The organism is Oscillibacter sp. CAG:155 (assembly GCA_000436875.1).
In the GTDB taxonomy this organism is placed as follows: Bacteria; Bacillota; Clostridia; order Oscillospirales; family Oscillospiraceae; genus Oscillibacter.
This window is the reverse complement of the sequence record FR890896.1, coordinates 1-12,240: the sequence shown is the minus strand read 5'-3', so window position 1 is coordinate 12,240 and position 12,240 is coordinate 1. Positions and strand designations below refer to the sequence as shown.

15 protein-coding genes are annotated in these 12,240 nt (G+C 62.2%); 11 read left to right on the top strand and 4 right to left on the bottom strand.

Annotation, left to right across the window (positions count from 1 at the left end; genetic code table 11):
- Nucleotides 1-2,282: DNA polymerase III subunit alpha (gene dnaE, locus QZL67_RS05155; protein ID WP_292919903.1), on the top strand; the 2,282-nt coding region annotated here is incomplete at its 5' end.
- An 18-nt stretch (nucleotides 2,283-2,300) separates the two neighbouring features.
- A complete protein-coding gene (locus QZL67_RS05150; RefSeq protein ID WP_022289686.1) occupies nucleotides 2,301-2,468 on the top strand; it encodes a hypothetical protein in 168 nt (55 codons plus the stop codon).
- Between the two features lie 75 nt (nucleotides 2,469-2,543).
- Here QZL67_RS05150 and QZL67_RS05145 read toward each other — a convergent pair whose 3' ends face one another.
- Together QZL67_RS05145 and QZL67_RS05140 are read right to left on the bottom strand one after the other, a co-directional pair.
- Nucleotides 2,544-2,786: a hypothetical protein gene (locus QZL67_RS05145; protein WP_022289685.1), complete on the bottom strand. Its 243-nt coding sequence runs from the start codon at nucleotides 2,784-2,786 to the stop codon at nucleotides 2,544-2,546.
- A 33-nt stretch (nucleotides 2,787-2,819) separates the two neighbouring features.
- On the bottom strand, nucleotides 2,820-3,368 hold the full coding sequence (locus QZL67_RS05140) for a DUF4364 family protein (protein ID WP_022289684.1): 549 nt from the start codon (nucleotides 3,366-3,368) through the stop codon (nucleotides 2,820-2,822).
- A gap of 188 nt (nucleotides 3,369-3,556) precedes the next feature.
- Between QZL67_RS05140 and QZL67_RS05135 the strand changes: the two genes are divergently transcribed.
- The 7 genes from QZL67_RS05135 (at nucleotide 3,557) to QZL67_RS05105 (ending at nucleotide 7,976) form a co-directional block, all read left to right on the top strand.
- Complete coding sequence (locus QZL67_RS05135; protein ID WP_022289683.1) at nucleotides 3,557-3,763, top strand: helix-turn-helix transcriptional regulator; 207 nt, start codon at nucleotides 3,557-3,559, stop codon at nucleotides 3,761-3,763.
- Nucleotides 3,760-4,182 (top strand): DUF2178 domain-containing protein, encoded by a 423-nt coding sequence (locus tag QZL67_RS05130; RefSeq protein ID WP_022289682.1) that lies wholly within the window; start codon nucleotides 3,760-3,762, stop codon nucleotides 4,180-4,182. The genes QZL67_RS05135 and QZL67_RS05130 overlap by 4 nt, the downstream gene beginning before the upstream one ends.
- A gap of 84 nt (nucleotides 4,183-4,266) precedes the next feature.
- The gene (locus tag QZL67_RS05125) at nucleotides 4,267-5,352 is read left to right on the top strand and encodes a DUF3048 domain-containing protein (protein WP_022289681.1); all 1,086 of its coding nucleotides are present in this window, start codon (nucleotides 4,267-4,269) and stop codon (nucleotides 5,350-5,352) included.
- A 119-nt stretch (nucleotides 5,353-5,471) separates the two neighbouring features.
- A complete protein-coding gene (locus tag QZL67_RS05120; RefSeq protein WP_022289680.1) occupies nucleotides 5,472-6,308 on the top strand; it encodes a hypothetical protein in 837 nt (278 codons plus the stop codon).
- Nucleotides 6,309-6,502: 194 nt separating this feature from the next.
- Nucleotides 6,503-6,808: an STAS domain-containing protein gene (locus tag QZL67_RS05115; RefSeq protein ID WP_022289679.1), complete on the top strand. Its 306-nt coding sequence runs from the start codon at nucleotides 6,503-6,505 to the stop codon at nucleotides 6,806-6,808.
- 14 nt (nucleotides 6,809-6,822) lie between these two features.
- Nucleotides 6,823-7,275: an anti-sigma F factor gene (gene spoIIAB, locus QZL67_RS05110; protein WP_022289678.1), complete on the top strand. Its 453-nt coding sequence runs from the start codon at nucleotides 6,823-6,825 to the stop codon at nucleotides 7,273-7,275.
- Between the two features lie 8 nt (nucleotides 7,276-7,283).
- On the top strand, nucleotides 7,284-7,976 hold the full coding sequence (locus QZL67_RS05105) for a sigma-70 family RNA polymerase sigma factor (protein WP_373887779.1): 693 nt from the start codon (nucleotides 7,284-7,286) through the stop codon (nucleotides 7,974-7,976).
- On the opposite strand, the gene QZL67_RS05100 is transcribed toward QZL67_RS05105, so the two are convergent.
- Entirely contained in the window at nucleotides 7,864-8,724 is an 861-nt protein-coding gene (locus QZL67_RS05100; protein ID WP_022289676.1) for a TIGR03915 family putative DNA repair protein, read from the bottom strand. The two genes, QZL67_RS05105 and QZL67_RS05100, sit on opposite strands and share 113 nt — an antisense overlap.
- 35 nt (nucleotides 8,725-8,759) lie before the next feature.
- The gene (locus QZL67_RS05095; RefSeq protein ID WP_022289675.1) at nucleotides 8,760-10,028 is read right to left on the bottom strand and encodes a putative DNA modification/repair radical SAM protein; all 1,269 of its coding nucleotides are present in this window, start codon (nucleotides 10,026-10,028) and stop codon (nucleotides 8,760-8,762) included.
- Nucleotides 10,029-10,463: 435 nt separating this feature from the next.
- On the opposite strand from QZL67_RS05095, the gene QZL67_RS05090 reads away from it, so the two are divergent.
- Together QZL67_RS05090 and QZL67_RS05085 are read left to right on the top strand one after the other, a co-directional pair.
- The gene (locus QZL67_RS05090; RefSeq protein WP_022289673.1) at nucleotides 10,464-10,946 is read left to right on the top strand and encodes a DUF4358 domain-containing protein; all 483 of its coding nucleotides are present in this window, start codon (nucleotides 10,464-10,466) and stop codon (nucleotides 10,944-10,946) included.
- A 111-nt stretch (nucleotides 10,947-11,057) separates the two neighbouring features.
- A partial coding sequence (locus QZL67_RS05085; protein ID WP_292919901.1) for an MBOAT family O-acyltransferase occupies nucleotides 11,058-12,240 on the top strand: 1,183 nt, incomplete at its 3' end.

Below are 12,240 nucleotides of genomic sequence, written 5' to 3'. Positions count from 1 at the left end.
ACACCCCCCGGGTGGAAGGGGTTGACTATGTCCGCCGCAAGTACGGCGACGACCACGTGGCCCAGATCGTCACCTTCGGCACCATGGCCGCCCGGGGCGTCATCCGGGACGTGGGCCGGGTGATGAACATCCCCTACGCCGAGGTGGACCAGATCGCAAAGCAGGTCCCCGGCGGCCCTGGGGCGCTGCATATCACGCTGGACGATGCCCTGCGGCTGAGCAAGCCGCTGCGGGAGCTGTACGAGACGGACCCCCAGGTGAAAAAGCTCATCGACACCGCCAAGGCCCTGGAGGGCATGCCCCGCCACGCCTCCACCCACGCCGCCGGAGTGGTCATCACGAAGCGGCCGGTGTATGAGTACGTGCCCCTGGCGAAAAACGACGACGCCGTGGTCTGCCAGTACATCATGACCACCTTGGAGGAACTGGGCCTTTTAAAGATGGACTTTCTGGGCCTTCGGAACCTGACGGTGCTGGACGACGCGGTGAAGATGGTCCAGAAGGACCACCCGGATTTCCGGCTGGAGGACATCCCGGAGGACGACCAGGCGGTGTTCGACATGCTGACGGCCGGCAAGACCAGCGGCGTGTTCCAGATGGAGTCGGCGGGTATGACCGGCGTGTGCGTGGGGCTCAAGCCCCAGTCCATCGAGGACCTGACCGCCATCGTGGCCCTCTACCGCCCCGGCCCCATGGAGTCCATTCCCCGGTTCATCGCCTGCAAGCACAACCCCAAGCTCGTCACCTACAAGCACCCGGCGCTGGAGCCCATTCTTTCCATCACCTATGGATGCATCGTCTACCAGGAGCAGGTGATGCAGATCTTCCAGCAGCTGGCGGGCTACTCCCTGGGCCAGGCCGACATGGTCCGCCGGGCCATGAGCAAAAAGAAGGCCAAGGACATCGCCCGGGAGCGGGACGCCTTTATCCATGGTGACAAGGAAAGGAACATTACAGGCTGTGTGGCAAACGGGATTCCGGCGGAAACGGCGGAGGCCATCTACGACGAGATCTACGACTTTGCCAACTACGCCTTCAACAAGGCCCACGCCGTCTCCTATGCGGTGGTGGCCTACCAGACGGCCTATTTCAAGTACCACTTCACCAAGGAGTACATGGCGGCGCTTTTGACCTCCGTGCTGGACAACTCCGACAAGGTGGCGGGGTACATCAACGAGTGCAAGGACTGCGGCATCGCCCTGCTGCCGCCGGACATCAACCGCTCCGCCGACCGCTTCACCGTGGAGGAGGGGGGAATCCGCTTCGGCCTCGTGGCCATCAAGAACATCGGCCGGGGCTTCATCCAGGCGGTGATGCGCCAGCGGGAGCAGGCACCTTTCACGTCCCTCTACGATTTCTGCGACCGCATGATGGGCAGCGACATCAACAAGCGGGCGGTAGAGAACCTGATCCGCAGCGGCGCGTTTGACTCCCTGGGAGCCAAGCGGTCTCAGCTGATACACGTCTATGAGTCCGTCATGGACGCGGTGGCGGACAGCCACCGCCAGAACCTGGACGGGCAGATGGACTTCTTCTCCATGGCCGCCGGCACTTCTGACAAGAATGATGTGAAGGAAATTCCCTTGCCGGATATTGACGAGTTCACCCCCCAGGAACTGATGCTCATGGAGAAGGCCACCACAGGACTCTACCTCTCCGGCCACCCCATGGATCAGTACCGGGACGCGGTGGCCCGACTGGGGGCGCCCACCATCGGCTCCATCCTGGAGGACTTTGCCCAGGAGGGTGGGCCGGTCCGGTTTGCCGACGACCAGCGGATCACCATCTGCGGCGTGGTGACCGCCAGCAAGACCAAGACCACCAAAAACAACTCTCTCATGGCTTATGTGACGGTGGAGGACGACACCGCCTCCATGGAGCTTTTGTGCTTTGCCCGGGTGCTGGACGCCTGCGGGGCCTATCTCAAGGAGAATCAGGCGGTGGTGGTGCAGGGGCGGCTGTCCGTCCGGGATGAGAAGGCACCCCAGATTCTGTGCGACTCCGTGTATCCCCTGGCAAGCGACGCCGGCGCCGCGCCGCCTCCCAAGCAGGATGGCGGCAAGCTGCTGGAGGGGCAGGTGCTGTACCTGAAATTCCCCAGCCTGGACCACCCGTCGGTGCGGCACATGAAGCTGGTCTTTGCCATGTTTCCGGGCACCACGCCGGTGAAGATGGTGATGGCGGACACCCGGAAGGTCTACGGCACCCACGCGCTGCTCCACCGGGCACTGGTGGAGGAGGCCAAGGAGACCCTGGGGCCGGAAAATGTGGTGGTGAAGTGACCGGAAAGGAGAGAGCGATTGAAGGCAATCAAGTGGATGCTCTTCGGCATAGCATGGATACTGCTGGGGATCAGCTGCCTGCTGGCCAGCGCCCTTTTTGGCGGCGGCGGGCTGGAGCTCCTGGGGGTGCTGTGCCCAGCGCTGGGAGCAATCATCTGCATCCTGGCTGTGACCAGGAAGGAATAAACAAAAAGAGACCGGCGGGAAACTCCCGCCGGTCTTTTGCTGTTTTGAGAGAAGATCCGCTGCTGTCAAGCAGCGTCATCCGATCCGGTCCGCGATCTCGATGCCCAAGGCACCCATGGTCAAAAAGGTGGACATCAGGACCCGGAGAAAGGCGCCGTGACTGCCCGGGGACTGGGTCAGATAGCGGTGCCAGAAGAAAAACGTCATCACGAGACAGCCCAGTGTCAGCACCCAGGCGAACCGGCGGCCCCGCAGCACATAGCGCAGCCCGCAGCCCACCATGGCGCTGCCGATGGAGAATACCAACCATATCAGCATCCCGCAACCCTCCCGTTTTCAAAATGGGGGAGATTACCGCTCCGCGTCCTCCGGAGGTTCCGAGGACATCAGAACCCGCATGATCTCGCTGTAGAGCCGCTCCGGACTTTTCTGGAACCGCTCCGTCAGCATCTTGGCCATGTCCTCCCGGGGAATGGCCAGCTTCAGCTCCATGACGCTGCCCATATCGTCGTCCAGAGCGAGATTTACCGTGTACGTACCGTTTTCCCGCTTTTCCGTGGAAGCCCGCACCTGGCTCTTGCGGCGGAGCTTACGGTTGCACTTGGCCAGATTCTTGTCGCACCGCAGCCGGACGGAATAGGCCAGGCTGGACTCGCAGATGCGGCTGTTGCGCAGCCCCTTTTCCGTGATGGAATAGAGGCCGTCCTCCGACAAAGACAGGTGCTCCGTCCGCACCAGGTCCGCAAGACACTCGGAGAAGTCAAAGTAGTCGATGGCGTCGTCGCACATCGTCAGATCCAGCACCGTGTCAAAGGGGATGGGTTCGATGACCCGGGCTGTGATATAGAGGATCAGAAACTTCAGCTCCAGCTTGTCGTGGATGAACCCCCGACCTGCCATGTGGGACACCTCCTGCTTGAAATCAACTGTATTATACCCTACATCTTGTGGGTTTGTACAGACTCAAATCCAATTTTTTGAACGGAACTGCAAAAATGGAAAGTGCGCTTGACATTTTGCCGCCGGTGTGATAGCTTGAAGCCACGGAAAGGAAACTTTCCATTTGAAAGGAAAGGAGGCGGGCAGCGGTGCGCAACCGGCTGGAGGAGCTGCGCAAGGCGCGGGGGATTAAACAAGAGGAGCTGGCGGCGGCGCTGGAGGTGTCCCGCCAGACCATCGGGTCGCTGGAAAACGGGCGGTACAACCCCTCTATTTTGCTGGCGTTTAAGATCGCCCGGTACTTTGGGCTTTCTATCGAGGAGATCTTCATTTACGAGGAGGATGATGCGCAATGAAGGGGAAGAGGCCGTTTCTTTGGGTCCTGACGGCAGTGGGCCTAGTACTGTGGGCCGTTCCGCTGGCCCTGTATGCAAAGGGTGTGTTCTTACCCACGGTTTTGTGGGGCCCGATCTATGGAGTGGGGCTGTTCCTGTTTCTTGGTTCCTTGGGGACGCTGTTCTGGCGCGCCTGCCTGGAGAGCGATCCCGTCCTCCGGCAGCACGATCATACGGTCCATGACGAGCGCAACACCGCCATCCGGGGAAAAGCCAGCACCAAAACGCTGGAGATCCTGCGGGCGGGGCTGATGGCCGGCATGATTTGGACAGCTACGTGGGACACATCCCGGCGGCTCTCGGTGCTTCTGTTCGGGATTTTGCTGCTGGTCGGCGGGGTGGAGTTCGGCTGTACCCTCTATTACCGGCGGAAGATGTGACGTCGAACCCCGTCGGATTCCGCCTTGACGCCTCCCGGCGCCGCTGGTATCATGAAGATACCTGAAAAGAAAGGCGGCGACGGGATGAAAAAACGGTTGTGGGCGATCTTTTTGGCGGCGGTGATGCTGCTGACGGCGGCAGGGTGCGGCGCAGAGCCGGCGGAAGAGGAGCCGGAACCGGACCCGGCGCCGGTGGAGGAACCGGCAGAACCGGCGGAGCCGGAGCCCTACGTCCCCGCCGGGACGAATCCCCTTACCGGGATGCCCATGGAACCGGTGTACGAGCAAAACCGCCCGGTGGCGGTGATGCTCAATAACCTGAAGGCGGCCCAGCCTCAACTGGGAGTGTCCCAAGCGGACATCATCTACGAGGTCCCCGCCGAGGGCGGTATCACCCGGATGCTGGGGGTGTTCCAGACGCTGGAGGGGGTGGGGGACCTGGGCAGCATCCGCTCCGCCCGGCCTTATTACCTGGAACTGGCGCTGGGGCATGACGCTCTGTTCGTCCACGCTGGGGGCAGCCCGGAGGCATACCGGGACATCTCCGCCTGGGACGTGGACAACATGGACGGGGTCAACGGCGGCTCCGACGCCAAGATCTTCTGGCGGGACGCGTACCGGCGCAAACACGCCGGGTATGAGCACAGCCTGCTGACCTCCGGGGAGAACATCCTGGCGTATCTGGATCAGGACCACTTTCGTACAGAGCACGAGGCGGGCTATGAGACCTCCCAGCTCTTCACGGAGGACGGCACACCCTCCGGCGGCGCGCCGGCAGCTCATGTGACGCTGCGCTTTTCACAGTACAAGACCGGCCAGTTCGACTACGACCCGGAGAGCGGCCGGTATCTGGTCAGCCAGTACGGGTCGGCCTACACCGACGGCAACACCGGGGAACAGGTGGGGGTCACCAATCTGCTGGTGCTGGAGACGTCCATCTATGTGATCTCCGGCGACACGGCGGGGCGGCTCTCGGTGAAGCTGACCGGCAGCGGCGAGGGCACCTACTTCTGCGGCGGCAAGACCGTACCCATTACCTGGAGCAAGGCGGACCGGAACAGTCCTCTGGTCTATCACCGGACTGACGGCACGCCGCTGGCGCTGGGGAAGGGGACCAGCTATGTGTGCATCATGTCCCCCCGCACCAGTACACTGAGCTATACGGAATGACTGTGCATGCGGCACGCCGATTCGGCGTGCCGCGTTTTTGCACCCATCGGCGCCGGGCGCATAGACTGGACTGAAAGCCCCGTGCTTTCACCCAGTTACTTATTAGGAGGTATTGCAATATGCCCGAAAAAGTTGTGCCCGGTCCCGTGGAGGACTCCCGCGGCATCCGAGAGGCGGTTTGCATTCATACCAGGAAGATCTTCGATTCCTGCCGTGATAAAGACTGCATTGAGGACCTGCGCTTTTACCCGAAGCTGCAATGTGTGGATGTGATCAACCGGGCCCTGTCCGTCAAGGGCGGGTCCGCCACGCTGCTGTATGTCTATGTGGATGTGGAGCCGGTGAGCTTCAACCGGGGCTTCTACACCGTGGATATGCGCTTTTTCTACAACGTGACGCTCCAGGCGTATCTCAGCTGCCCGGCGCCGGTGACGGTGGAGGGCCTGTGCGTATTTGACAAGCGGGCCATCCTCTTCGGCAGCGAGGGCAACGCCAAGATCTTCTCCTCCAAGATGCGGGTGGGGGAGCCGGATGTGCAGATGATGAAGCGGAGCAACCTGCCCGTGGCCGTGGTGGAGGCGGTGGACCCCATCGTGCTGGACGCCCGCATCCTGGACTGCTGCGGCAAGCGGGATTGCGACTGCGACCTGTGCGAGGTGCCGTCCTTCGTGAGCCAGTGCTTCAACGGCGAGCTCTCCAGCGGCGACGATTGCCGCCGGGTCTATGTGACGCTGGGCCAGTTCTCCATCGTGCGCCTGGAGCGGGACACCCAGCTGCTGGTGCCGGTGTACGATTACTGCATGCCCGACAAGGAGTGCTCCTGCGGCTCCGGCACGGAGGACCCCTGCGGCGTGTTCCGCAACATCGCCTTCCCGGTGGGCGAGTTCTTCCCGCCCAACAGCGTGCGCAAGCCGGAAAATTACGAGGAGACCAAAAACTTCTGCTGCTGCCAGTGACCCTGGAAAAAACGGCCGCCCAAAAGGGCGGCCGTTTCCTGTTTTTGGGGGATTTTTTCCAGGGAGGGCAGAGTTCGACAGAATGCAAAAGTCGGACATGCTATCATCACCGTAAGGCGAAATACCTTGCGGTGTTTTTCTTTGCAAGCCTGCCGGCGCTGCCGGTGGACCATCAACGAAAGAGGCGAAGAATTATGGAGATACGGGGAAAGAGCGCGGACCGGAACCTACTGCTGGAGCTCAGCGGTGAGCTGGACCACCACGGCGCCCGGCAGGCGCTGGAGGAGCTGGTGCGGGCCATCGACGCGGCGCTGCCCAAGAAACTGGTGCTGGACATGGCCGGCGTTACATTTATGGACAGCTCCGGCATCGCGCTGATCCTGCGGGCCCAGCAGCGGATGCAGCTGCTGGATGGGAGCCTGCTGGTGTGCAATGTGCCGGCCCAGGCCAAACGGGTCCTGGATGCCGCCGGGATCGGCCGGCTGGTGGCCATACGATAAGGAGGGGGTTACATATGAGAACCAAAACGTCCAACAATGAATTCACGCTGGAATTTCCCAGCCGCAGCAGCAACGAGGGCTTTGCCCGGTCGGCGGTGGCCTGCTTTGCCGCCCAGATGGACCCCACGCTCAACGAGCTGGAGGACATCAAGACCGCCGTCAGCGAGGCAGTAACCAACGCCATCGTCCACGCCTATCCGGACACCATCGGCCGGGTGGTGGTGAAGGGGCGCATCTGCCAGGACAACGTGCTGGAGATCACTGTCAAGGACCGGGGGAGGGGCATCGCGGATGTGGAGCAGGCCCGTCAGCCCATGTTCACCACCGGCGGCGAGGAACGCAGTGGCATGGGCTTTACCATCATGGAGAGTTTCATGGACCGGCTGTCGGTGCGCTCGGTGCCGGGGCGGGGCACCACGGTGGTGCTGCGCAAGCGGCTGGCCCCTCGGGTCAAATCGGGGAAATGAGCGCGGCCATGGAACTGCTGCGGGCGGCCCAGGAGGGGGACCGGGATGCCTGCGAGCGGGCGGTGATCGAAAACAACGGCCTGATCTGGAGTGTGGTGCGCCGCTACTGCGGCCGGGGCGTGGACCCGGAGGATCTGTATCAGCTGGGGTGTCTTGGATTTCTGAAGGCGATCCAGGGGTTCGACTTCTCCTACGGCACCTGCTTTTCCACTTATGCCGTACCCAAGATCGCCGGGGAGATCCGGCGCTTTCTGCGGGATGACGGCGCGGTGAAAGTGGGACGCAGTGTACGCGAGCAAGCACAAACGCTTTACACGGCAAGAGAGCGGCTGCGCCACCAGCTGGGGCGGGAGCCGGTGCTCAGCGAACTGGCGGAGGCCACCGGCATGACGGCGGAGGACATCGCCCAGGTGGAGCTTGCCACTGACGCGCCGGAATCGCTGCAGCGGGAGACCGCCGACGGGCTGACGCTGGAGGGGATGCTGGGCACGGAGGCCCCGGAGGAGGGGCTGGTGGAGCGCATCGCCCTGCGGGAGGCCATCGACAAACTCCCGGAAAAGGAGCGGATGACGATCCTGCTGCGCTACTTCAAGGGTATGACCCAGGAGCAGACGGCCCGGGTGCTGGGGGTGTCCCAGGTACAGATCTCCCGTCTGGAACACCGGGGGCTGAAACGGCTGCGGGAGAGCTTTGAGGCGTAAAGTAGGACGCATCCTGAAATTCCGTCATGGTGCCCCAGTAGCGCTTGGGCATGTTGGTCATCCGACAGCGGGGATTTTCCCGCTCCCGGATGGCGATGGTGTCGTAAAACCGCTTCCACAGCAGCCGGTACTTGGCCTCGGTCTCATCTGGCGGCGCCATCTCAAACGCCTCCAGCGGGCGGATCACCGCCCGGCCGCCGGCGTAGAACAGCGCCTCCTTGTGGGTGCGGTCGTAGAGGAAGAAGGATTCATTGAGATACCGGGCGCAGAAGTGGCTCCGCAGGAGGGGCAGTACCCGGTTTTTGGGAGCGATCTCCCCGCCCAGGACGCCGCCCAGCTCGGAAAAACGGACGAAGCCCTTCAAAAGGTGGGCCTCGCTGTTGAGATGCTGCACCGCCTTGGCCACCGGGTGGAGCGTCTCGTCGGAAAAGTTCCGCAGAAAGCCGGGCCCCTCCTGCAGCAGCTTTGCAACCAACCGGTAGAGGTGCAGTTCTTTTTCCGGCAGGCAGGTGAGAAAGCCCCGGCGCACCAGATTCGCGCACACCGGGGAGCAGATGGCCAGCTTCCGCAGCACCCGCCGGGCGTGATCCGGGTCTGTGGTGACCGCCCGGACGGCAAACAGCGTAGGCGCAAAGTCCTCATCGCAGCAGATTGCGGTGGGGACTTCTTTGTTGCGGTAGCTTTCAAAAATGCAGCAGAGGAACCCCTCAAAGCTGCCGTCATAACAGTAAGTGACATCCTGGGACATGGTATCCTCCGGGCGGGGCGGTCCGCGGAAACAGGTCAGACCGCCGAATCGAACAGGGACAGCTGCTCCATGGGCATCTGGGGCAGCAGGGGACGCTCTGCGGCGATGAGACTGCGCAGCAGCGTGTCCTGGGTGAAGCGCAGGCCCTCGGCGATCTTGCCGGAGGCGGTGAGAAAATACTGGGCCCGTTTCATCACTACGCCCAGCCTGCGCAGATCGTCGATGTGCAGCCGCCCTGCCCGCCGGGCGGAGAGGATGCGCCGGGCGGAGACCACGCCCACGCCGGGGACCCGCAGCAGCGTTTCATAGTCCGCTGTATTGACCTCCACGGGAAAAAAGTCCGGGTGGGCCAGGGCCCAGCTGCACTTGGGGTCCACCCGGGGATCAAAGTCCGGATGGGCCGCGTCCAGCAGCTCCTCCGCCCGGAACCCGTAAAACCGCAGCAGCCAGTCCGCCTGATAGAGCCGGTGCTCCCGCAGCAGGGGAGGCTTCACGTCCCGGGCGGGCAGCAGCGCGTGCTCCACCACGGGAACGTAGGCGGAATAGAACACCCGTTTGAGACGGTACCGGTCGTACAGTCCCTGGGTCAGCCGCAGGATGTGCAGGTCGGAGTCCGCCGTGGCCCCCACGATCAGTTGGGTGCTCTGGCCGGCGGGGGCGAAGCGGGGGGCGTGGCGGTACTTGACCAGCTCCTCCTTGCTCTGCTGACTGCGAGTCTGGATCTGCCGCATGGGGGCAAGGATGGCCTGCTTGGTCTTGTCCGGGGCCAGGGTTTTGAGCCCCGCCTCGGAGGGCAGTTCGATATTGACGCTGAGCCGGTCCGCCAGCATCCCCAATTGTTCCACCAGCTCCGGCGAAGTGCCGGGAATGGCCTTGGCGTGGATGTAGCCATTGAAGCGGTAGGTCTCCCGCAGGAGGCGCAGGGTGCGGATCATCAGCTCGGTGGTGTAGTCCGGGCTGCGGTAGACGCCGGAGGAGAGGAAGAGCCCCTCGATATAGTTCCGGCGATAAAACTGAATGGTCAGGTCCGCCAGCTCTTCCGGGGTGAAGGCAGCCCGGGGGGTGTCGTTGCTGCGGCGGTTGACGCAGTATTTGCAGTCGTAGACGCAGCGGTTGGTCAGCAGCACTTTCAAAAGCGTCACGCACCGCCCGTCGGCGGAAAAGGTGTGACAGCATCCGGCCACGGAGGCGGACGTGTTGCCGAGGAAGCCCCGCTTGGCGGTCCGGTCCCCGCCGCTGGAGGTGCAGGCGGCGTCGTACTTGGCGGCGTCCGCCAGGATGGTCAGCTTGTCCAGAACTTCCATGGCACCGTCAGCGGGCCCGATGGCTGTCCCGCCGGGCAGGGCGCTCGATGGCGTCGATGACCCGGAACAGCTGGGAGGTCACAAATACGATCCCCACCAAAATAAAAAAGAACGTCCAACCAGTCATCATCCATTCCTCCTTCGTTCGAACTCTTGTTCTATCTGCATTGTATCTCGAACAATTGTTCTTGTCAAGCGTAAATCGAACAAAAATTCGATTTACGGGGCGGGTGCCCCGGAGAGGGGAGGGACGGCAAAAAAAGAGGGGAAAAGTAACAAATTGAAGTTGAATTTCCCGAAGCGTTCCTGTATAAAGACTGAGAGACCCGGGACAATAAATTTTGAAAAAACGGTCCAACCTGTCTCAAAAGCGGGAACCTTTTGGATGCCTGGCCCGTCTTGAATTCAGAACAACGACAAAATAAGGAGAATGCTATGAAAAAGCGTATGATGATGGTGCTGGCGGCCATGCTGGCACTGCTGCTGACCGCCGGCTGCGGCAGCACCAAGGAAGAGACCAAGTCCGTGGACCTGCAGGAGTTTTACGACGGCCTGGCGGAGACATATCAGTGGGACGAGAACTATATGGCCAGCATTGAGGGGGACCTGCTGGAAAACTACTATCCCGGCCTTGGGGATATCCCCACCAAGCAGTTCATCGCCATGACGCCTCAGATGTCCTCTGTGGTCAATGAGCTGGTATTTTTGGAGGCTGAGACCGAGGAGGACGCGGAAAAGGCTGCGGAGATCCTCCAGAAGCGCATCGACGACCAGGCGGCGGGCGGTGCGTGGTACCCGGAGTCCATGGAGGCTTGGGGCCGCGGACAGGTGATCCAGGAGGGAACCTATGTTGCCATGATCGCCTCTGCGGAGCATCAGGAGGAGATCGCGGACGCCTTTGAGGGGCTGTTCGCCTGAAAGACACCCGGCGGGCATCAAAAGACGGGATCGCTGCGGCACGGCCGCGGCGGTCCCGCTGAGTTTGTCCGGCCGGACGCGCAATTCTGAAGAGAGAAAGGAGAGACGGCCTTGGTATTCAGCAGTCTCCCGTTTTTGTTCGGCTATCTGCCGCTGACGCTGCTGGCGTATTTCCTCACGCCCCTGCGCTGGCGCAACGCCGTGCTGCTGGTGGTGAGTCTGATCTTTTACGGCTGGGGGGAGCCGGTCTATATCACCATCATGTTTTTGTCCATCCTCATCGACTACACCCACGGCATCCTGGTGGAGAAGTACCGGGACAACGACAAAAAGGCCCGGCGGTTCGTGGCCCAGTCGGTGATCTTCAATCTGCTGCTGCTGGGCTTTTTCAAGTATGGCACCTTCCTGGCGGACAATCTCTACCTGCTCACCGGCATCCAGATCCCGGAGAGCGTGCAGCTGCTGGGGCTGACGATCCCCCTGCGGAACGTGCCGCTGCCCATCGGCATTTCCTTCTATACCTTCCAGACCATGAGCTACACCATCGACGTCTACCGCAAGGACGCCCCGGTCCAGCGGAACATGGTGGACTTCGGCGCCTTCGTCACCATGTTCCCCCAGCTCATCGCCGGGCCCATCGTGCAGTACAAGACGGTGGCGGCGGATCTGGTGCGCCGGGTCCACTCCTCGGAGAACTTCGCCCTGGGCGCCCGCCGGTTCTGTGTGGGCCTTGCCAAGAAGTTGCTGCTGGCCAACGCCATCGGCGCGCTGTGGGAGGACTGTCTGGCCGCCCAGGGGGCGGGGGAGCTGACGGTGCTGGGGGGCTGGATGGGCCTCTTTGCCTTCGGCTTCCAGATCTACTTTGACTTCTCCGGCTACTCGGACATGGCCATCGGCCTGGGAAGGATCTTCGGCTTCCGCTTCAATGAGAACTTTGACTATCCCTATCTGGCCGCGTCGGTGACGGAGTTCTGGCGGCGGTGGCACATGTCGCTGACCACCTGGTTCCGGGAGTACCTCTATATCCCCCTGGGGGGCAACCGGGGCGGCACCGCCAAAACGCTTCGCAACATCTTCATCGTGTGGTTTTGCACCGGCTTCTGGCACGGGGCCAGCTGGAACTTCATTTTGTGGGGCCTTTACTTTGCCGTGTGGCTGGTGCTGGAAAAGTACGTGTTCCGGTCGGTCCTGGCCCGGACCCCCGGCTGGATCAAGCACACCTACACAATTGTGGTAGTGTTTGTGGGCTGGGGCATCTTTGCCATGGAGGACCTGAGCGTCTGCGGCGGCTACC